The organism is Streptomyces sp. NPDC093071, from assembly GCF_044754545.1.
In the GTDB taxonomy this organism is placed as follows: Bacteria; Actinomycetota; Actinomycetes; order Streptomycetales; family Streptomycetaceae; genus Streptomyces.
On sequence record NZ_JBIVPH010000006.1, the window covers coordinates 100,730 to 120,063 of the forward strand.

Consider the following 19,334-nt stretch of genomic DNA (forward strand, 5'->3'; position numbering starts at 1 on the left):
AGTAAGCGGACAAGGTGTCCACTTACCTTGGGGAGAAAATGAAGGAAGTAGGGTCGGGCCCATGAGCGACGACGAGCAGCGGGGCGGCGGAGCCGGCTCCGTGTACCGGGTCGACGGGCTCCTCGGCGACCTCCAGGCCGCCGACGAGCGGCCGGTCGCTCCGCGCAGACGCGCGGACGCCGAGCGGAACCGCGCCCAGATCCTGGCCGCGGCCGAACGGCTCTTCGCCGAACAGGACCCCCGGACCGTCACCATGGACCGGATCGCCAAGGCCGCCGGGGTGGGCCGCGCCACGCTGTACCGCAGCTTTCCCGATCCGCCCTCGGTCGCCGTGGCCCTGCTCGACGAGCACGAGCGCCGGCTCCAGGGGCAGTTGATCCACGGCCCCCCGCCGCTCGGTCCCGGCGCACCGGCGGGGGAGCGGCTGGCGGCGTTCTACCTGGCGATGCTCGATCTCCTCGAACGGCACCTGCCGCTGGCCCTGGGGGCGGAGACGGGCGCGGCGCGCTTCCGGACGGGCGCGTACGGCTTCTGGCGCGTCCACGTCCAGACGCTCCTCGTCGACCACGGGGTCGAGGACCCGGACCCGCTGATCGACATCGCGCTCAGCCCGCTGTCGCCGGAGCTCTTCCGGTTCCAGCGGCACGAACTCGGCCTGTCCGTCGAGCGCGTCGGCGGCTCACTGGCGGCCTTCGCCCGCCAGTTGCTGCGCTCGGGGGGCGAGGGCTGACGGCCCGCCCCTCGGGACGGGCTCTTCGGAGGGACGGACGGGCTTTCCGGGGCGCTGTACGGGGCGCTTCCCAGTCGCTGTACGGGGCGCTCCCCGGTGCTCTTCCGGGTGCTCTTTCCGGGGCGCCTTCCGGAGGAGGGGCCGAGGGGTGCCGACGGGGGCTCGGCCCGCGGCGTCGCTTGACGGACGTTCCCCTCCCGGGTCACGGGCGCCCGCGAAGCGGCCGGAACCGGGGGCGCGACCCGTCAGGTGGATTCGGCCGTTCCGGTGGCGGCGGAACTCCTCGGCCGGGACCGGGACACGGCCACCCCCGCGAGGCACAGCACGCCCCCGGCGAGGGTGAGCGGCCCGGGCAGTTCGCCCAGGAACGCCCACGCGAGCAGCACCACCAGGGCGGGCACGGCGTACGTCGTCGCGCCCATCCGCCCGGCGGTCGTACGGGCCAGGGCGTAGGCCCAGGTCGTGAACGCGAGCGCGGTCGGGAACACCCCGAGGTAGACCATGTTGAGGGTCGCCGACAGCGGCGCCCGCCCCACCTCCCCGGCCAGCTGCCCGGCGAACGGCAGGCACGCCACCGCCCCCACCAGGCAGCCGAACGTCGTCACCTGGAGCGCGCTGCCGTGCGCGAGCGCGGGCTTCTGGGCGACGACCCCGCCCGCGTACGCGACGGCCGCGAGCAGGCAGAGCGCGACCCCCAGCACCGAGGCGTGGCCGCCGGAGGAGTCCCGGGACATCGAGAGGCCGACGGTCACCGCGCCCGCGAACGACACCGCCATGCCCGCGAGCAGCCGGGGCGGCAGGGACTCTCCGAGGAACCGCGCGCCGAGCAGGGCGATCAGGATCGGTCCGACGTTCACCACCATCGCGGCCGTGCCCGCGTCGACCTCCTGCTCGCCCCAGTTGAGCACCACCATGTACACCCCGAACCAGAGCAGCCCCGAGACCGCGATCCCCGGCCAGGCCGCCCGGGGCGGCAGCCCCTCCCGCCGGACCAGGAGGACGGCGCCGAGGACCAGGACCCCGGAGAGGAGCCGTCCGAGCGCGAGCGCGCCGGGGGAGTAGGCCGCCCCCGCGCTGCGGATGGAGACGAAGGCGGAGGCCCACAGGACGACGGTGACGCCGGCCGCGGCGAGCGCGAGCCGGGAGGAGTGCTTCTGCATGTCCCGACGGTAGGCGGAGCACCGTTCGGCTCTCACCGCAATATCCCGGTATCCCGGTACGCCGGGAGCGGGACCCCGTGGGGGACGGCGGCCGGCGCGACGCCGGGCGGCCCCGGCGGGGGGGAAGCCGCCGGGGCCGCTCGGGCACGGGGGAAGAGCCGGTCGGTACGGGTGTGGGGGAAGGGTCGGTCGGTACGGGGCCGGGGTCAGCCGCCGGTGACGGCGGCCAGGGTCTTGTCCGCGTCGGAGAGACCGGCGCCGCAGCCGCCGGAGCAGGTGCCAGGCAGGGCGCGCGTGTTGTCCTTGATGGTCTGCTCGATCCGGGCCGGGGTGAGGGAGGGGTCCTTCTGTTTCAGCAGGGCGGCCAGACCCGCGATGTGCGGAGCGGCCATGCTGGTCCCCTGGTAGGAGGCGTAGCTCGCGTCGCCCGGGGACTTGGTGCCCTTGTTGAGCGTGGACCAGATGCCGTCCGCGGCGCGCACGCCGGTCTCGCCGCCGGGGGCGGTGACGTCGACGGCCTTGCCGTAGTTGGAGTAGACGGCGCGGTTGCCCTCCCGGTCGGAGGCGGCGACGGTGACCACGTCGGCGCAGCCGGCCGGGCTGTACGAGGCGGCGTCCGCGTTGTCGTTGCCCGCCGACACGACGACGGTGGTGCCCCGGTCCGCGGCACCCTTGAGCGCGGCGTTGTAGGCCTGGTCGCAGGCGAACTCGCCGCCCAGGCTCATGTTGATGACCGCGGCGCGGTTCTTGTTGGCGGGCACGCCGCTCACGGTTCCGCCCGACGCCCAGGTGATGGCGTCGATGATGTCGGAGGTCGATCCGCCGCACCTGCCCAGGACGCGGACCGGCAGGATGCTCGCCTCGTGGGCCACGCCGACCACACCGGACCCGTTGGCCGCGGCCGCGATCGTGCCGGCGACGTGGGTGCCGTGCCAGGAGCTGTTCCGGTCGCCGGAGGGAACGGGGTTGCCGTACTCGTCCTTGCCGCACTCCCCCTTCTTCAGCCAGTCACCGGCGTCGGAGGGGTCGTCGTCGCGGCCTCCTCCGTCGTTGGCGGTCCAGGTGTTCGAGATGAAGTCGTACCCGGGGAGCACCTTGGAGTTCAGCTCGGTGTGCCGGGTGATGCCGGTGTCGAGGACCGCCACGGTGACGCCCTTGCCGGTGGCCCGCTTCCAGGCCGAGGGAACGTTCATGCCGGCCGTGGACTCGTACAGGTCCCACTGGTAGGAGTACTCGGCGGGGTCGACCGCGGTGGCGTGCACCCGGCGGTCGGGGACGACGTAGGCGACGTCCGGGTCGGCCAGGAAGACCGCCGCGACCTTCTGCGCGTCCTGGGCCTCGTCGGCCTCGGGCAGGTCGACCAGGGCGGCGCCCGTGCCGAGGCGGCGCTCGAAGGAGGCCGGCTCGCCGGCCTTGTCGGCCTTGGCCCGGGCGTCCTTCGCGACGGCCGTGTTCGAACCGGCCTCTTCCGCACGGGACTTGTAGCCGACGATGAGGCCCTGGACGAGCTCGGTGGCGCCCGTGACGTCGGTGGCCGCGGGGGCGGCGGCCCGGCCGGGGGCGGCGGGGCGGGTCGTCTCGGCGGGGCGGGCGGTGTCGGAGGAGCCGCCGGCGAAGGCGACGCCGGTGCCCATCACCGCGGCGGCGGTCGCGACCGCGAGGGATATTCGGAGGGGGGTAAAACCGCGCACTGTGGTTCCTTTCGGTCCGATCGGGCGGCTGGTCCGCCGTCACGGAGGGGGACAAACAGGGGGTTGGGACCCACGGACGCGCGAGCGCGTCCGTGGGTCCGGTTCCTGCTTTCCGGATGCCGTCCGTTCTTCGGTGGGGGGTCGGCAGCGGTGCGCACGAAGGGCGGCGGGGCCGGGTACGCCCGTGGCCCCTCGTGATGCGGCCGATCGCCAGTGGGTGGCGAGTGATCGACCGGTGAGCGGAAACCTACGAACGGGGGGCTCCGGGCGACCATCCGGAGCCCCCATATACGGACACCTATTTATTTCGAGCGCCGTCCACCGCCCTGCGGTTTCGTCGGAATCGCGGCGAAACCGGAAGGATTCGTTCGCGAGCCGGTGAAGGGCGGAATCCCTTCGGCGGGGCGGTCGCCGCGCGGAAGGCGTCCCCCGGCGAGGCGGGCGAACGCCGCACGGCCTCCCGCGCCCGAACGGACTCCGGCGGGAGGGGTCCGGCAGGGCGGTGAGGGGCGCCGGCGTGTCCCCGTACCGCCCCCGGAAGGTTGATTGCGTATCCGTGGAACCGGTGCTCCGGATGTTCGGGAGCGAAGCGGAGTCGTAGCTTCGGGGCCCGGCCGACCGGACTCGCGGAGTCGTGCGGCAGCCGTACGGGATCCGTCCGGCCTCGGTCGGCCGGCACGTGCAAGGGCGTGCGGAACGAGCTGTGCGCACCGCTTTCGGGCAGTCCCGGCCGGATGGCACCGCGCCCTGCTTTTCGGCGGTCGGCAGGATGCGCTCCGCGGTGCGCCTTCCCGCCGAAAGCTCTTCCGCGCGCCCGGGCACCCGTGCCGCCGAATGCCGGGGAGAAGGCGGGAATGCGCGCGTCTCCTCACGCGATCCGTGCCGTCCGCCGCCTTCGATTCGACCCGTGCGGCCTCCGGGGAATTCACGGAGAGGAACGGGGAAAATACCGTTCCGTATCTGTGTTCCCGCGTCGCCGTCTTGGTACGGTGCGGGAATCGACCCGCGCGGAACGGTGATCCGGAAGAGCTCCCGGAAGAACTCCCGGAAGAAGGAGAGCGAGGAGGTCGGCGTGATCGAGACGCGTGGTTCGGCCCTGCGGCCCCTGGCGCGCGCCCTCGCCGACGAGCGCGCCGAACCGGTGCTGCTCTTCGTCGAAGGCGCCGCGGGAGAGGGCAAGACCCACCTGCTCCGGGAACTGGCCGACCTGCCGGGGACGGCGGACGCGGCCCGCGTGTGGTGGCGGTGCGGAGCCGACGGCGGACCGCCGGACGAGGACGAGCACCGGCGGGGCCCGGCCCTGTGGCTGGTGGACGACGTCCACCGGGCGGACGGGGACGAACTGCGGCGGCTGCGCCGGGTCCTCGAAGGCCTGGGGCCGGGCTCGGCCGCCGCCGTGACCTGCCGCCCCGAGGAGCTCCCCGCGTCCGGCCTGCCGCTCGGCGCCCCGCCCGTGACGTACCCCTCCCGGCTGACGGTGCTCCGGCACCGCCTCGCGCCCTGGGACGAGGAACGCGTCCGCCGGGCCGCCGCGGAGGTGCTGGGCGAGGACTGCACGGCCGAGGCCGTGCGCAGGCTGCGCGAGCTCACCGGCGGGGTCCCCCGGGTGGTCGTCGACCTCCTCGCCGTACTGGGCGAACAGCGTCCGGCCTTCACCGGCACGGCTGCCGAGGTGGAGGCGGCCGACGTGCCCGCCCGGCTCGCGGAGCTGGCGCTGAGCCGTACGCACGCGCTGTCCCCGGCGCACCGGCCGGTGGTCTGGGCGGCCGCCGTCCTCGCCGGACCCGTCGGCCGCGACGAGCTGATCGCGGTGTCGGGACTCGGAGCCGCCGCCGGGAACGACGCGCTGCTGCGGGCCCTGGAGGGAGCCGCCCTGGCCGAGCCCGCCGAGGGCCGCTACGGCTTCGCCGTCCCGCTGGCCGCACGGGCCGTACGGGCCGCCGTGCCCGGACCCGTCCGCCAGGACCTGCACGAGCGGGCGGCGGGCGTACTGAGCCGCAGGCAGCCCGTGCCCTGGGCCGAGGTGGCCGAGCATCACAGGGCGGCCGGCGAGACCCGCGGATGGCTCAGGGCGGTGGAGAAGGCGGCCGGGTCCGCCGCGGAGTCCGGCCGGCACCAGGAGGCCGTCACCCTCCTCGAACGGACGCTGGCCACGCCCGGCCTGCCCCCGAGGAGCCGGGCCCGCCTCGCACCGCTCCTCGCCCGCAGCGCGGTGACCGGACTGCGCTCGGACCAGACCGTGGAGGTCCTCGCGCAGATCGTGCGGGACGCGGACCTCCCCCCGGCCGTGCGCGGAGAGCTGCGGCTCGACCTCGGACTGATGCTGTGCAACCAGATGGGCCGGTTCCCCGAGGGGTGGCGGGTCCTGGAGACCGCCGCCGCCGAACTGCGCGAGGTCCGGCCCGGCCTGGCCGCGCGCGCCATGACGGCCCTCTCCAGCCCCTACTGGCCGGGCAGCACCCTCGACGTCCACCGGGGCTGGCTGGCCGAGGCCACCGTCGCGGCGGACGCCAGCGGGGACGAGCCCATGCGCACGGCGGTCCTGGCCGGACGGACGGGACTCGCCATGAGCTGCGCCGAGCCGGAGGCGTGGGAACTGGTGAAGGAGCTGCCCGCGAAGGACACCGACCCCGCGTGCGCCCGGCAGGCGGCGCGCGGTCTGTGCAACGCCGCGGACTTCGCGGTCTGGCTCGGCTTCTACGAGCGGGCGGAGGACCTGCTGACGGCCGGGGGCGAGCTGTCCGCGCGGAGCGGCGCGCCCTACATCGAGTACAACGCGCTGGGCACGCGGCTGCTCCGCGACTGGTGGACCGGGCGGTGGACGGGGCTCGCCGAGCGGTGCGAGGAGTTCGTCGCCGCGACCGCCGACATGCCGTTCATCGCCTCCGACGCCTACGTCGTGCGGGGCCTGCTCGCCCTCGCCCGGGGGGACTGGGGTGAGGCGGCCTCCTGGCTGTCCCAGCGGGGCACGATCGGCACCGAGGAGCTGCCCGTGCCCCTGGCCGCGACGACGGCCGGGGCCGTGATCCGCCTCGCCCTGGCCCGCCAGGAGGTGGAGGCCGCGGCTGCCCAGGCACGCGCCGCCTGGGCGGCGGTCGCCGGGAAGGGGGTGTGGCCGTGGGCCGCGGAACTCGCGCCGTGGGCCGTGGAGGCGCTGGCCCGCGCGGGGGACGGGGCCGGGGCCCGCGCCGTGATCCGGGACTTCTCCCGGGGCCTCGGCCGGCTCGACGCGCCCGCCGCCCGGGCCGCGCTGGTGTGGAGCAGGGCCGTACTCGCCGAGGCGGAGGCCCAGGACCGGGCCCAGGACCGGGAGCGGCGGGCCGGACTGCTGCGGGCGGCCGAGCTGTACCGGGAGACCGCGGCGGTCTACGCGGCGATGCCCCGCCCCTACGCCCGGGCCCTGGCCCTGGAGGGCGCCGCCCGCTGCGTACTCGCGGCGGACACCGACCCGGCCACGGAAACCGGCGGCACCGGCGCGGCGGCGGCCCCGGCGTCCGGTCGTCCCTCCGGCGCGGCGGCGGACACCGCAGCGGGTGCCGGTCCGGGCGCGAGGACCGGGGACACCACCGCGTCGGTGGACTCGGCGGACTCGGCGCCCGGCCGTCCCTCCGGCGTGGCGGCGGTCCCTGTGTCCGGTCCCTCCACCGCCCCGACCGACCCGGCGTCCACCCCCTCCTCCCCCCTCTCGGCGGTCGCCGAGCTGGAGACCTGTGCCCGGGGCTTCACCGAACTGGGTGCCGTCTGGGACGCGGCACGGGCCAGGGCCCTGCTGCGCACGCGTCAGCCGGTGAAGAAGGGCCGTCCTCCCGGCCGCCCCTCGCACGCCGACGAGCTGTCGCCCCGGGAGGCGGAGGTGGCCCAGCTCGCGGTTTCCGGTCTGACCAACCGGGAGATCGCCACGACCCTGCACCTCTCGCCCCGGACGGTGGAGCAGCACATCGCCCGCGCCATGCGCAAGACCGGGGCGCTCTCCCGCCGCGACCTCACCCACCGCCTGGGGAGCACCCCCTAGGGAGCGCCCCCTACCAGGCGTACCCGTCCCGCCGGAACGGGGAAGACCCGCCGGTCCGGAACATCCCGTCGTGCTCCCAGGCGTCCACGGTCGCGGCCGGCCAGTCGAACACCCAGCCGGGCCGCAGCCCCCGCGCTCCCCAGCCGTCCGGACGCCGACGGGGGATCGGGAAGCCCGCCCGCTGCGCGGCGGCCGCCGTGTCGCAGGTCTCGCGCGCGATGCGGAGGGCCTCCGACCAGCTGTCGGCCGGCCCGGTGAGGACGTGCAGCCCGTACCGCCCGGGCTGCACGGAGCTCCTTATGGGGACATTGACCTGGAAATAGACCTTGGTCATGACGCCGTCTCCTCGGTTCTGCGCTTTCCCGCGCTGTCGGCGCGGACCGCGGTGGATTCACCCGGCGGGCCGCGCGCCCTCACGGCCGCGCCCCTTCGTGTCCGCTCGACCGCCGATCCGATCGCACCACCCTACGAACCCGGCCGAGCCCTGAATATCCGGAAACGGTCAATCACCTATACGTATCCCCACCCCACGGCGCCGCGCGCCACGGGGGCGAGTGAACCGACCTCTTCCGCACCCCTGCGACCGCACGCACATTCCTCGGAAAAGACCGCCCGGTTCCCGTTTCCCCGTTCAACAGAGAAGCCGTTATTTCTGTTGAAAACTCCCCGCCGCACGCGTCTTGAAATTCATTCGACCGCTGGGCGATAGTTCGGGTCGCGGCGAGTCCCCGACTCCCCGTCAGACAGGAACCGCCTTTCGTCGGTGCGTTGTTGGCGCATTCCGGCGATAAACCCCCCATCGGGTTCCTGGCTGTCGTCCGGAAGGAATCAACGTGCGCAACTCTCGTAAGTACCGCCTGGCCGCGATGGGCATCGTGCTCTCGGCCTCGGCGGTCCTGGGCACCCAGACCCTGGCACAGGCGCAGGACACGGAGTCCACCCCCCGCTACCAGCCCGAGATGGTACGGGCGTTGGCCGCTTCGCTCGGCGTGAGCGAGAAGGCCGCGGTCGACCGCCTCGACCGCCAGGACGCCCAGCAGGCCAGGCTCGCCGAGCTGAGGAAGAGCGGGACGGCCGGCGACGGCGCCTTCTTCGACGCCTCCGGCACGCTGACCGTCAACGCCGGCGGCAGGGCCGAGGCGACCAGGATCGAGAAGGCCGGCCTCGCCGCCCGGGTGCCCGCCCGCGGCCAGGCCGCGCTCGACGGGATCAAGGCCGAACTGGACGCCCTCGCGGCGAAGAAGGTCCCCTCCGGAGTCGTCGGATGGTCCGTGGACCTGGCCTCCGACAAGGTGACCGTCAAGGTCAACAACGAGCGGGGCGCCGCCGCCAGGGCGTTCCTCGCCGCGGCCGCGAAGCACGGCTCCGCCGTCGAGATCGTGCGGGGCCAGCAGGAGTTCGCGGCCCAGGCCGCGATCTACCCCGGCAGCAAGATGACGTTCAACAACACCAGCAACTACTGTTCCGTCGGCTACGGCGCCCGCGACAGCTCCGGCAAGCAGTACCTGGTGACCGCCGGGCACTGCGTCACCAACACCCTGCGCTACGACGGGACGGCCTTCGCCCAGGGCTACAAGACCCGTTACGCGCTCGGCACCCGCAGCGTCGACATGGGCATCCTGACCGTCAACTCCGGTCACTCGATCGTCACCAGCGTCGGCACCTGGGGCCAGGGCAGCACCAGCACGGTCGCCGTCAAGGGCGGCAGCCGCGCCTCGTCCGGCGCGGCGATCTGCAAGTCCGGCGCCACCACCGGCTGGACCTGCGGCACGATCGGCTCCTACAACAACACCGTCACTTACAAGGACCTGAACGGCGGCCCCGACACGGTCGTCACCGGCCTGGCCACCTCCAGCGTCTGCACCGAGGGCGGCGACAGCGGCGGCGCGTACATCTCCGGGAACCAGGCCCAGGGCATGACCTCGGGCGGCCCGATCGGCCAGAAGTGCACCGGCGGGGTCAACTCCCGCGGCACCTCGCACTTCCAGCCGCTCGACGACGCCCTGCGCTACTACGGGCTGACGCTCAACACCAACTGAACGGGTCCGTGACATGACCGGCCGGGGGGTCGCTCGCGAAATCAGGCGAGCGGCCCCCCGGTCGCGCGCCGACGGAGCCCCGCGTCCCGCCCACCGTCCCCACCCACCGCCCCCGTCCGCCGTCCCTGCCCGCGGTCCCCGTCCGCCGTCCCGTCCGCCGTCCCCGCCCGCTGGAAGACGCCATGCCGAACACCCCCCACGACGACGGCACGGACGCGATGTTCGCGGCCGTGCTCAGAGAGGCCCTGCGGCGGCGGGGCCTGCCGCTGGACCGCGTGCGCGACCACCTGGAGTCCTGCGGGATCACCCTCAGCCTCGCCACCCTCAGCTACTGGCAGAGCGGCCGCAGCCTGCCCGAGAGGCCCCAGTCCCTGCGCGCCGTCGACGCCCTGGAGCCCTTCCTCGGGCTTCCGCGCGGCGCCCTGCGCTCACTGCTCAGGCGCCGGCCGCGCGGCTGGGTCCCGCAGCACGACCCGGCCGCCGTCCGCGGCGTCTACGGCGAGGGCTCCGACCTCGAAAAGGTCCTCGGCGACACCTTTCCGCACTTCAACGCCGGTCTGCGGCGCCTGGTCGTCCACGAGGCGGTGCGCGTGAACGAGCGCCGGCTCATCGACGAGATCCGCGTCACCGTCGCGGTCAGGGCCGTCCGCGACGACGCGCGGCACCTGACGGTCATGCACACCCTGGACTCGGCGGAGGCCGCCTCGGTCGACCTCACCGTCCCCCACGGGCCGCCCCCGGCCGTCCGGTCGCAGCCGGAGCCGAACTGCGTGGTCGCCGAGATCCCGCTCGGCCGCCGACTGGCCAGGAACGAGACCGCCGTCGTCGAGTACACGCTCCGCTCCACCGCCACCGCGGGCGTCTCCCACCACTACGAACGCCGCGTCACCACGCCCCTGCGGACCTATCTGCTCCAGGTCCGCTTCCACCCCTCGGCGGTGCCGTCGACATGTTGGCACTACTACCGCGCGCGGCTCGGCGCCGAGCCCCGGAACCGGCAGCTCGCGCCCCTGGACGCCTCCCACACGGCGCACCTGCTGCCCATGAAGTGCCCGCCGGGCGCGTACGGCGTCGAGTGGCAGTGGGCGGACTGAGGTCCGGCGGAACCCCGCGCGGCGGCCGGGACCGTCACCGCAGCGCCCCCGGCGCGATCCCCAGGCACGCCCGCAGCGCGTCCTCGCCCGCCGGGGTCACCTTCACGGCCCGCCCGGACCCGATGCGCACGCACCATCCGGCGTCGAGCGCGTGGCGGCAGAGCGCGGCACCCGCGACCCCCGCCAGGTGCGGCCGGCGCTCGGTCCAGTCGAGGCAGCCGCGCGCGACGGGCCGCCGCCCCTTCCGTACGAGGGCGATGCCCTGCTCGCCGAACCACGCCAGGCCCCGGTCCGTGAGCGCGAACCCGGCGTCCTGGCGCAGCAGTCCCCGCGCCGTCAACGCCTCGGTGATCGCGATGCCGAGCCGCCCGGCGAGGTGGTCGTAGCAGGTCCGGCCGCGGGCCATCGCCTCCCCGGCACTCGCCTCCCGCAGCGAGCGGGGCCGCGCGGGCACCGCCGGACCGGACCGGGCGGCCAGCTCCTCGACCAGGTGCGCGATCCCGGGACCGGCGAGCCGCACGTACCGGTGCCTGCCCTGCCGTTCCTCCGCGAGCAGCCCGCCCCCGACCAGCTTCCCGAGGTGCTCGCTCGCGGTGGACGGCGCCACCCCGGCGTGCCGGGCGAGTTCCCCGGCGGTCCAGGCCCGCCCGTCGAGCAGGGCGAGCAGGAAAGCGGCGCGGCTCTCGTCCGCGAAGAGCGCCGCGAACGCGGCGAGGTCACTGGCTGCCATGCCCCCAGGTTGCCGCACTCACCCTTCGGCGGCGGCCGAAGCGTCACGGGAGCCGGCCACCCGGGACGCGTACTGTCCGGCGAGGCCGTCGAGGAGCGCCCGCAGGCCCGTCTCGAAGGCGCCCTCGTCGACCTGCCGGCGGCGCTCCGCGAGCAGGTGGGCCTGCCCGAGGTGGGGGTACGCGGCGGGGTCGTAGGCCGTCTCGTCGTCGACGAAGCCGCGGGCGAAGGAGCCGAGGGCGGAGCCGGTGACGAAGTACCGCATCAGGGCACCGATGTACGTCGCCTGGGCCGGGGGCCAGCCCGCGCGGACCATCGCGCCGAAGACGGCGTCCGCGACCCGCAGCCCGGCCGGGCGGCGGCCGGGCCCCTGGGCGAGGACCGGGACGATGTGCGGGTGGTCGGCGAGGGCGGCCCGGTAGGAGACCGCCCAGTCGTGCAGCGCCGTCCGCCAGTCACGGGGGTCGTCCGCCGCGAACATCGACAGGTCGATCTTGGCGCTCACCGCGTCCGCGACCGCGTCGAGGATCTCGTCCTTGGTGCGGAAGTGGTTGTAGAGCGAGGGCCCGCTCACCCCGAGTTCGGCCGCGAGCCTGCGGGTGGAGAGCGCGGCGAGGCCCTCCGCGTCGACCAGCGCGCCCGCCGTCTCGACGATGCGGTCTCGGCTGAGCAGGGGCTTGCGCGGTCGGGCCATGGCGCACATAGTAGGCCTGCGCTTCGAAAACTAGCAGTGGTAATTAAAGCGACCGCGGTCGGACGGGTGAGGTGGCACGGTGGATCTGGCGCTGAGCGAGGAGCAGGAGGCCGTACGGCGGCTCGCCGAGGACTTCGTCGCCCGGGAGGTGACCCCGCACGCCACCGCGTGGGACCGCGCTGAGGAGGTGGACCGGGGGATCGTGAAGAAGCTCGGCGCCGTCGGCTTCCTCGGCCTGACGATCCCCGAGGAGTACGGCGGTTCGGGCGGCGACCACCTCGCGTACTGCCTGGTGACCGAGGAGCTGGGGCGCGGCGACTCCTCCGTGCGCGGCATCGTCTCCGTCTCCCTGGGCCTGGTCGCCAAGACGATCGCCTCCTGGGGGAGCGAGGAGCAGAAGCGGGCGTGGCTGCCCCGGCTCGCCTCCGGCGAGGCGCTCGGCTGCTTCGGCCTCACCGAGCCCGGCACCGGCTCCGACGCCGGGAACCTGGCCACCCGGGCCGTCCGGGACGGCGACGACTACGTCGTCGACGGCACCAAGATGTTCATCACCAACGGCACCTGGGCCGACGTCGTGCTGCTCTTCGCCCGCACGAACGACACCCCCGGCCACAGGGGCGTCTCCGCCTTCCTCGTCCCCGCCGACGCCCCCGGCCTCACCCGCCGTCCCGTCCACGGCAAGCTCGGCCTGCGCGGCCAGGCCACCGCCGAACTGGTCCTGGAGGGCGTCCGCGTCCCGGCCGCCGCGATGCTCGGCCCCGAGGGCAAGGGCTTCGCCGTCGCCATGTCCGCCCTCGCCAAGGGGCGCATGTCGGTCGCCGCCGGCTGCGTCGGGATCGCGCAGGCCGCCCTCGACGCGGCCCTGCGGTACGCCGGGGAGCGCGAGCAGTTCGGAAAGCCGATCGCCTCGTACCAGCTGGTGCAGGAGCTGATCAGCGACATCTCCGTCGACGTGGAGGCCGCCCGGCTGCTCACCTGGCGGGTCGCCGACCTGATCGACCGCGGCCTGGACTTCGCCACCGCCGCCTCCCGGGCGAAGCTGTTCGCCTCCGAGGCCGCCGTCCGCGCCGCCAACAACGCCCTCCAGGTCTTCGGCGGCTACGGCTACATCGACGAGTACCCGGTCGGCAAGCTGGTCCGCGACGCCCGCGTCATGACCCTGTACGAGGGCACCAGCCAGATCCAGAAGCTCATCATCGGCCGGGCGCTCACCGGCATCTCGGCCTTCTGAGCCCCTGAGCCCGGGCCCCTGGGTCCGATTCCCTGGGCCCGAGTCCCCGAGCCCGGGGCCCTGAGTACGGGGAATGAGTACGCGGACGGATGTGGCGGGGGCCACATCCGTCCGATGCTGTCGGGCATGAGCGACACACCGGTCAAGCAGCAGAACACCGCCGCCTACTACATGCAGGCCGTCATCTCCTTCGGGATCGCGATCGCGGCCGTGGCCATCGGCGTCTATCAGCTCGACGCCAGCGCCTGGGTGCGCGCCTTCCTCGCCGTCTCGGTCCTCTACCTCACGACCTCGGCCTTCACCCTGGCCAAGGTCGTCCGCGACCGCCAGGAGGCCGGCCAGATCGTCAGCCGCGTGGACCAGGCCCGCCTGGAGAAGCTCCTCGCCGAGCACGACCCCTTCCAGAAGCTCTGAACCCGGGGCCGGACCCGTCCGCCGCCTCCGGTGGATCTAAGCGCTTGCTCACCCTCGTTGTATGGTGTCCGTGCTGACGGGGACCGAAGAGGAGTGTGGGATGAGCGCGGCGGAGGAGACCCCCGGGGGCGAGGACGTGCCCTGGGGCGAGGTCACGCCCGAGGCGGCACGGCGGCTGCTGGTGGCCGCCGTCGAGGCGTTCGCCGAGCGCGGCTACCACGCCACCACCACCCGGGACATCGCCGGCCGCGCCGGGATGAGCCCGGCCGCGCTCTACATCCACTACAAGACCAAGGAAGAGCTGCTCCACCGGATCAGCCGGATCGGTCACGACAGGGCCCTGGAGATCCTGCGGGCCGCCGCCGACGGCGGGGGCACGGCGGCCGAGCGGCTCGCCGACGCCGTCCGCTCCTTCGTCCGCTGGCACGCCGAGCGGCACACGACCGCCCGCGTCGTCCAGTACGAGCTCGACGCCCTCGGTCCCGAGCACCGCGCCGAGATCGTGGAGCTGCGCCGCGAGTCCGACGCGGCCGTGCGCCGGATCATCAACGAGGGCGTGGCGGCCGGGGAGTTCGACGTCCCCGACGTGCCCGGCACCACGGTCGCCGTGCTGTCCCTCTGCATCGACGTCTCGCGCTGGTTCACCACCCAGGGCCGCCGGACGCCCGACGAGGTCGGCACGCTCTACGCCGACCTCGTCCTCAGGATGGTCGGCGCTCAGAAGTAGTAGCGGGAGACCGACTCGGCCACGCAGACCGGCTTCTCGGAGCCCTCGCGCTCCACGGTCACCGCCGCCGTCACCTGCACGCCGCCGGACACCTCCTCGACCTTCGCCAGGACGGCCGTGGCGCGCAGCCGCGAGCCGACCGGCACGGGCGCCGGGAAACGCACCTTCTCCGTGCCGTAGTTGATGCCCATCCGCACGCCCTCGACCGCGAGGACCTGCGGCACGAACACCGGCAGCAGCGACAGCGTCAGATAGCCGTGCGCGATGGTCGTGCCGAACGGCCCTGCGGCCGCGCGCTCCGGGTCGACGTGGATCCACTGGTGGTCGCCGGTGGCCTCCGCGAAGAGGTCGATCCGCTTCTGGTCGACCTCCAGCCAGTCGCTGTGCCCCAGCTGCTCGCCGACTCCCGCGCGCAGCTCCTCGGCGGAGGTGAAGATCCTCGGCTCGGCCATGTCCCTGCTCCCTCTCGTCACGCCTTCCCCGGACGCCCCCGCACGCGCCGGTCGCGCTGTCCAAGCGCTTGCTCAGCTTTGTGGTGCGGACGGTCCGCTGTCAACGCCCGGCCGGACGGCGGGTCGGTTCCCGTAGGGTCGCGGAGTGCCGCAGATTCCAGAGAAGATCCACGAGCTCACCGTCGGCCAGCTCTCCGCCCGCAGCGGGGCCGCCGTCTCCGCCCTGCACTTCTACGAGTCCAAGGGACTCATCAACAGCCGCCGCACCAGCGGGAACCAGCGCCGCTACGGCCGCGACACCCTCCGCCGGGTCGCCTTCGTCCGTGCCGCGCAGCGGGTCGGCATCCCCCTGGCCACCATCCGCGAGGCGCTCGCCCGGCTCCCCGAGGAGCGCACGCCCACCAACGAGGACTGGGCCCGCCTCTCGGCGGCCTGGCGCACCGAACTCGACGCGCGCATCCAGCAGCTCGGCCGCCTCCGCGACCACCTGACGGACTGCATCGGCTGCGGCTGCCTCTCCCTGGAGACCTGCGTCCTGTCCAACCCGGACGACGTCTTCGGCGAGCGGATGGCGGGCTCCCGCCTCCTCCCGGTCCGCCGCCCGGCACCGGAGGGGGACGAGGCGTAGGGGCCGCACGGGGAGCGGGGCCGCCCGGGCAGGTGTACGGGGCGCTCCGGGGCCTCCCGGCCCCCACGCCCCGGAGGGTCACGCCGCCGACGCCAGCCGCCGGCCCCGGTCGGCGCGGGCCCGGGCCAGGGCGCCCGAGGTGAGCACCGTCCGCGGGACGCCCACGCCGCAGTCGGCGCACACCGGGCCGTGCCACGGCTCGTACCGGTCGCCGGGCCCCGCCCACTCGATCCTGGGCCCCGCGCACACCGGACACGCCTCGCCCGGGCCGCGCTCCAGGGCCGTGATCAGCCGCCGCAGCACCTCGGGCAGCGGGTCCGACGGATGCACCTCGGGATCCCCGCACCGGACCACGCCGTTGCCGCCCCAGACCCGCCGGTGCCAGTCGTCGAGCGCGCCGGGCCGGCGCAGCCCCTCGTGCTTCTCGCGCCGCCGCCGGGCGGCGAACCTCTCCTCGTACGCGAGCCACACGGCCCGCGCCTCCTCCAGTTCGTCGAGCGCCGCCACGAGGCGCCCCGGGTCGAGCTCCCGGTCCTCGGGCCCGAACCTGTGCCTGCGGCACAGATGGTCCCAGGTCGCGCGGTGCCCGTACGGGGCGAACCGCTCCAGGCACTTGCGCAGGGAGTACCTGCGCAGCGCCGTGTCGCACCCCGGATCGCGCACCTGTCTCGCGAGACTCCGGAAACCGGCCATCTCCCGCCACCTCCGTCGCTGGTCCTTCCGCGGTATCAGAGGGACGAACGGGAGGCCCTCTGTGTTCCATCGAAATGCGGATGGCAGCCATCAGTGGGGCGGGAGGGGCCCTCGGGGCGGATCGGAACCGTCGCCTCCGGTGGCTCCCGGACCCGGCGGCGGGGGATCAGCGCAGCCGCGCCGCCGAGACCCGGGGGAAGTGGACCAGGAGGTCGTACGAGGCGGAGAGCCGGAGGGGCACGACGGCGCCGGGCCAGGGATAGGCGGTGCCGATGTGCCGCGTCTGCCGGGGCGTCCCCAGCCAGTCGCGGGCCGTCGGGGTCGTCCGCCGCAGGTCCAGGTAGAACGGCTCGGACGCGACCCGGTCCAGGGTGTGGGCGCCGCTGTCCGGCCCGAGCGGGCCGACGGTGAAGACCCGCAGCGGCTCGCCCGGCGCCCCGGTGTCGTGCGCGTGGAAGGACCCCCGCCCGAAGGAGGCGCCCACGCTCACGTAGTCCCGGCCGAGCAGGTCCCGCAGGAAGGCGCCCTGGAGGCGCGGGTACTGGTCCGGCTCCGGCGTCACGTACCCCACGTGCCCGTTGTGCGCGGAGAGCAGGATGCGGTGCCCGGTCCTGCGCTGCCACCACACGGTGTTCTCCGCCATGACCCGGTCGCGGTGGAGCATGGCCGCCGCGACCCCCTCGGGCGTCGCGAAGTCGTGCGCGTACTCGGTGCCGACCTGGGCGATCGCGCGCGCGTGCTGCACGGCCCAGGCGTGCGCCTCCCGCGCCCCGGCGCCCGGGCCCGGCCGCTGCCGCTCCAGGAGGGCGAGGGCCCGGTTCACGTCGCCGGCCATCCGGCGCCGCTCGGCGAGCGGCCGGTCCAGGTACCCCTTCATCCACTCCTCGACCCCGGCCGTGGGTCGCGACTCCCGGTACAGCTCCCGGAAGCGGGGCAGGAGCGCCGGACGGGTGCGGGAGACGTACGCGGTGACGGCGTCGAACAGGTTCGGGCCCGCGTACCCGAGGTCGTTCCCCATGAAGCGCACCTGGCGTTCGGGGTGGAGCCGGTTGTGCTCCCGCATCCAGCGGAACAGGTCGAGGTACTCCTCCGTGTTCCAGAGGCGGTACGACTCCTGGAACTCGTCCCGCATGATCGCCTCGATGTCGCCCCGGCCGGTGCGCACCCACGCGTCGATCAGGAGCCCCGTGGACCAGTTGGCCTCCAGGGCGAAGGTGGTGAACCCCTTCTCCTCCACCAGGTGCTGGAAGATCCGGTGCTTGGCGGTGAAGAACTCCGCCGAGCTGTGGGTGGCCTCGCCGACGCCGACGACCGTGGCGGAGCCGATCATCCGGTCGAGCGGCCGCAGATCGGTCAGGGGGTGGGCGGAGCGGGCGAGTTCGCGCGCCGGGTCGGTGACGGATGCCGGAGCGCCGGCGCCCGGGGGAGCCGCGCCCGCCGGGGCCGGGGCGAGGGCGCCGAGACAGACGGCGAGCAGCAGCCCGCCGACGGAGAGGCGGCGCCGTAAGGAGGACTTAGGAAGGGTGACGGTACGCATGGGACCAGCGTGGTCGGCGGGACGCCGCCGGGACATCCCGCCCGCCCCCTTCCGCCGCCTCCCGCCCACCCCCTCGGAACACGGGGGACAACCCCCTTCCCGGGGCGGCCCTCAGCGGTAGAGCAGGTACTGCCTCCGCACCGCCCGGAAGGCCTTCAGGTCCGCCTGCCACGCCCCGACGACCTCGTCCGTGTCCGCGCCCGCGTCGATCAGGGTCCGCACCCGGGTCGAACCGGTCAGCTTGTCGATCCAGTGGTCCGGCCGCCAGGCGAAGCCGGACCACGAGCGGCGGGCGGTGACCAGGAGCCCGATCCCGGTCCGTACCGGGTCGAAGGACTCCCGGTCGTGGACGTGCAGTTGCACCCCGCCCACCGTCCTCCCCTGGAACTTGGAGAAGGTCGGCGCGAAGTAGGCCTCGCGGAAGCGGACCCCGGGCAGGCCGAGCGCGTTCGCCGCCTCCGCCCACCGGCGGTCGATCCCCTCGGCGCCGAGGAGTTCGAAGGGGCGGGTGGTGCCCCGGCCCTCGGAGAGGTTCGTGCCCTCGAAGAGACAGGTGCCGGAGTAGACGAGCGCGGTCTCCGGCGTCGGCATGTTCGGGCTCGGCGGCACCCAGGGCAGCCCCGTCGAGTCGAAGAAGTCCGTCCGCCGCCACCCCGTCATCCGCACGGTCTCCAGGGCGACGGGCGCGGCCAGGAACTCGCCGTTGAAGAGCAGCGCCAGCTCGGCCACCGTCATGCCGTGCGCCTGCGCGATCGGCTCGCGCCCGACGAAGGTGGCGAACGCCCGGTCCAGGACGGGCCCGAGCGCCGCGCGCCCGGTCACCGGGTTCGGCCGGTCCAGGACCACGAACCGCTTCCCGGCGAGGGCGGCGGCCTCCATGCAGTCGTACAGCGTCCAGATGTAGGTGTAGAAGCGCGCGCCGGCGTCCTGGATGTCGAAGACGACCGTGTCCACCCCGGAGGCGGTGAAGACGTCCGCGAGCGGCCGCCCGCTCTTCAGGTACGTGTCGTAGACGGGCAGCCCGGTCGCCGGGTCGTCGTACCGGCCCTCCGAGCCGCCGGCCTGGGCGGTACCCCGGAAGCCGTGCTCGGGGCCGAAGACGGCGATCAGGTCGACCCGCTCGTCGGCGTGCATGACGTCCACGAGGTGGCGGGCGTCGGGGGTCACGCCGGTCGGGTTGGTGACGACGCCGACCCGCTGCCCGACGAGCGCCGCGTACCCGTCCGCCGCGAGCCGCTCGAAGCCGGTCCGCACCCGGCGCCGCCTGTCCTCCCGGTCCGGAGCCCCGGTCTCCCGCCCCGGAGCTCCCGTCTCCCGGCCCGGTGTCCCGGCGGTGGCGGGGGACGCGGTCGCCGCCACCGCCCCCAGGGCGCCTCCGGCGGCCAGCAGACTCCGTCGCGACAGACCCATGCGCGAACCTCCTCGATCGCGGCCCCGGCCGGGGCGCATGACAGGGGCACGCACGCTAGCGCGCCCGGTGGCCCGTGGGAACGAGGCGTGCGG

The 19,334-nt window shown here is 74.5% G+C and carries 17 protein-coding genes; 8 read left to right on the forward strand and 9 right to left on the reverse strand.

All coding sequences use genetic code 11. The features are described 5' to 3' along the window. The first annotated feature begins 61 nt into the window (after positions 1 to 61). The gene (locus ACIQD7_RS23280; protein ID WP_402443940.1) at positions 62 to 730 is read left to right on the forward strand and encodes a TetR/AcrR family transcriptional regulator; all 669 of its coding nucleotides are present in this window, start codon (positions 62 to 64) and stop codon (positions 728 to 730) included. A gap of 245 nt (positions 731 to 975) precedes the next feature. Here ACIQD7_RS23280 and ACIQD7_RS23285 read toward each other — a convergent pair whose 3' ends face one another. Both ACIQD7_RS23285 and ACIQD7_RS23290 read right to left on the reverse strand, forming a co-directional pair. Further along, entirely contained in the window at positions 976 to 1,890 is a 915-nt protein-coding gene (locus ACIQD7_RS23285; protein ID WP_402443941.1) for a DMT family transporter, read from the reverse strand. A 206-nt stretch (positions 1,891 to 2,096) separates the two neighbouring features. Further along, on the reverse strand, positions 2,097 to 3,581 hold the full coding sequence (locus tag ACIQD7_RS23290) for a S8 family peptidase (RefSeq protein WP_402443943.1): 1,485 nt from the start codon (positions 3,579 to 3,581) through the stop codon (positions 2,097 to 2,099). A 1,072-nt stretch (positions 3,582 to 4,653) separates the two neighbouring features. Here ACIQD7_RS23290 and ACIQD7_RS23295 point away from each other — a divergent pair. After that, entirely contained in the window at positions 4,654 to 7,593 is a 2,940-nt protein-coding gene (locus ACIQD7_RS23295) for a LuxR C-terminal-related transcriptional regulator (protein WP_402443945.1), read from the forward strand. Between the two features lie 10 nt (positions 7,594 to 7,603). On the opposite strand, the gene ACIQD7_RS23300 is transcribed toward ACIQD7_RS23295, so the two are convergent. Continuing rightward, entirely contained in the window at positions 7,604 to 7,927 is a 324-nt protein-coding gene (locus ACIQD7_RS23300) for a hypothetical protein (RefSeq protein WP_161373795.1), read from the reverse strand. Positions 7,928 to 8,426: 499 nt separating this feature from the next. Between ACIQD7_RS23300 and ACIQD7_RS23305 the strand changes: the two genes are divergently transcribed. After that, positions 8,427 to 9,632, forward strand: a complete 1,206-nt coding sequence (locus ACIQD7_RS23305) for a S1 family peptidase (RefSeq protein ID WP_402443947.1) — start codon at positions 8,427 to 8,429, stop codon at positions 9,630 to 9,632. 182 nt (positions 9,633 to 9,814) lie between these two features. After that, complete coding sequence (locus ACIQD7_RS23310; RefSeq protein ID WP_402443948.1) at positions 9,815 to 10,726, forward strand: hypothetical protein; 912 nt, start codon at positions 9,815 to 9,817, stop codon at positions 10,724 to 10,726. Positions 10,727 to 10,760: 34 nt separating this feature from the next. Here the strand turns inward: ACIQD7_RS23310 and ACIQD7_RS23315 are convergent, their stop codons facing one another. Beyond that, positions 10,761 to 11,456: an ArsR/SmtB family transcription factor gene (locus ACIQD7_RS23315; protein ID WP_402443950.1), complete on the reverse strand. Its 696-nt coding sequence runs from the start codon at positions 11,454 to 11,456 to the stop codon at positions 10,761 to 10,763. Positions 11,457 to 11,474: 18 nt separating this feature from the next. Further along, entirely contained in the window at positions 11,475 to 12,149 is a 675-nt protein-coding gene (locus ACIQD7_RS23320; protein WP_121833439.1) for a TetR/AcrR family transcriptional regulator, read from the reverse strand. A gap of 79 nt (positions 12,150 to 12,228) precedes the next feature. On the opposite strand from ACIQD7_RS23320, the gene ACIQD7_RS23325 reads away from it, so the two are divergent. The 3 genes from ACIQD7_RS23325 to ACIQD7_RS23335 all read left to right on the forward strand — a co-directional run bounded on the left by ACIQD7_RS23325 (position 12,229) and on the right by ACIQD7_RS23335 (position 14,521). Further along, a complete protein-coding gene (locus ACIQD7_RS23325) occupies positions 12,229 to 13,380 on the forward strand; it encodes an acyl-CoA dehydrogenase family protein (protein WP_402443953.1) in 1,152 nt (383 codons plus the stop codon). Positions 13,381 to 13,506: 126 nt separating this feature from the next. After that, positions 13,507 to 13,794, forward strand: coding sequence for a YiaA/YiaB family inner membrane protein (locus tag ACIQD7_RS23330; protein ID WP_121833444.1), 288 nt, complete (start codon positions 13,507 to 13,509; stop codon positions 13,792 to 13,794). A 100-nt stretch (positions 13,795 to 13,894) separates the two neighbouring features. Continuing rightward, on the forward strand, positions 13,895 to 14,521 hold the full coding sequence (locus ACIQD7_RS23335; RefSeq protein WP_402443955.1) for a TetR/AcrR family transcriptional regulator: 627 nt from the start codon (positions 13,895 to 13,897) through the stop codon (positions 14,519 to 14,521). Here the strand turns inward: ACIQD7_RS23335 and ACIQD7_RS23340 are convergent. Then, on the reverse strand, positions 14,512 to 14,973 hold the full coding sequence (locus ACIQD7_RS23340) for a MaoC/PaaZ C-terminal domain-containing protein (protein WP_391166244.1): 462 nt from the start codon (positions 14,971 to 14,973) through the stop codon (positions 14,512 to 14,514). The two genes, ACIQD7_RS23335 and ACIQD7_RS23340, sit on opposite strands and share 10 nt — an antisense overlap. A 145-nt stretch (positions 14,974 to 15,118) precedes the next feature. Between ACIQD7_RS23340 and soxR the strand changes: the two genes are divergently transcribed. Continuing rightward, positions 15,119 to 15,601 (forward strand): redox-sensitive transcriptional activator SoxR, encoded by a 483-nt coding sequence (gene soxR / locus ACIQD7_RS23345; protein WP_402443958.1) that lies wholly within the window; start codon positions 15,119 to 15,121, stop codon positions 15,599 to 15,601. Between the two features lie 78 nt (positions 15,602 to 15,679). On the opposite strand, the gene ACIQD7_RS23350 is transcribed toward soxR, so the two are convergent. The 3 genes from ACIQD7_RS23350 to ACIQD7_RS23360 form a co-directional block, all read right to left on the reverse strand. Further along, positions 15,680 to 16,294 (reverse strand): hypothetical protein, encoded by a 615-nt coding sequence (locus tag ACIQD7_RS23350; RefSeq protein ID WP_351973628.1) that lies wholly within the window; start codon positions 16,292 to 16,294, stop codon positions 15,680 to 15,682. Between the two features lie 166 nt (positions 16,295 to 16,460). Next, positions 16,461 to 17,831: an erythromycin esterase family protein gene (locus ACIQD7_RS23355; protein ID WP_402443960.1), complete on the reverse strand. Its 1,371-nt coding sequence runs from the start codon at positions 17,829 to 17,831 to the stop codon at positions 16,461 to 16,463. 111 nt (positions 17,832 to 17,942) lie between these two features. After that, positions 17,943 to 19,241: an exo-beta-N-acetylmuramidase NamZ domain-containing protein gene (locus tag ACIQD7_RS23360; protein WP_402443962.1), complete on the reverse strand. Its 1,299-nt coding sequence runs from the start codon at positions 19,239 to 19,241 to the stop codon at positions 17,943 to 17,945. Positions 19,242 to 19,334: the final 93 nt, after the last annotated feature.

Bases quoted from the DNA above. Each gene is read 5' to 3' on its own strand.
- ACIQD7_RS23315 (WP_402443950.1), bottom strand. From the start codon at position 11,456: ATGGCAGCCAGTGACCTCGCCGCGTTCGCGGCGCTCTTCGCGGACGAG.
- ACIQD7_RS23335 (WP_402443955.1), top strand. From the start codon at position 13,895: ATGAGCGCGGCGGAGGAGACCCCCGGGGGCGAGGACGTGCCCTGGGGC.
- ACIQD7_RS23360 (WP_402443962.1), bottom strand. From the start codon at position 19,241: ATGGGTCTGTCGCGACGGAGTCTGCTGGCCGCCGGAGGCGCCCTGGGG.
- ACIQD7_RS23300 (WP_161373795.1), bottom strand. From the start codon at position 7,927: ATGACCAAGGTCTATTTCCAGGTCAATGTCCCCATAAGGAGCTCCGTG.
- ACIQD7_RS23350 (WP_351973628.1), bottom strand. From the start codon at position 16,294: ATGGCCGGTTTCCGGAGTCTCGCGAGACAGGTGCGCGATCCGGGGTGC.
- ACIQD7_RS23280 (WP_402443940.1), top strand. From the start codon at position 62: ATGAGCGACGACGAGCAGCGGGGCGGCGGAGCCGGCTCCGTGTACCGG.
- ACIQD7_RS23285 (WP_402443941.1), bottom strand. From the start codon at position 1,890: ATGCAGAAGCACTCCTCCCGGCTCGCGCTCGCCGCGGCCGGCGTCACC.
- ACIQD7_RS23355 (WP_402443960.1), bottom strand. From the start codon at position 17,831: ATGCGTACCGTCACCCTTCCTAAGTCCTCCTTACGGCGCCGCCTCTCC.
- ACIQD7_RS23340 (WP_391166244.1), bottom strand. From the start codon at position 14,973: ATGGCCGAGCCGAGGATCTTCACCTCCGCCGAGGAGCTGCGCGCGGGA.
- ACIQD7_RS23320 (WP_121833439.1), bottom strand. From the start codon at position 12,149: ATGGCCCGACCGCGCAAGCCCCTGCTCAGCCGAGACCGCATCGTCGAG.
- ACIQD7_RS23310 (WP_402443948.1), top strand. From the start codon at position 9,815: ATGCCGAACACCCCCCACGACGACGGCACGGACGCGATGTTCGCGGCC.
- ACIQD7_RS23330 (WP_121833444.1), top strand. From the start codon at position 13,507: ATGAGCGACACACCGGTCAAGCAGCAGAACACCGCCGCCTACTACATG.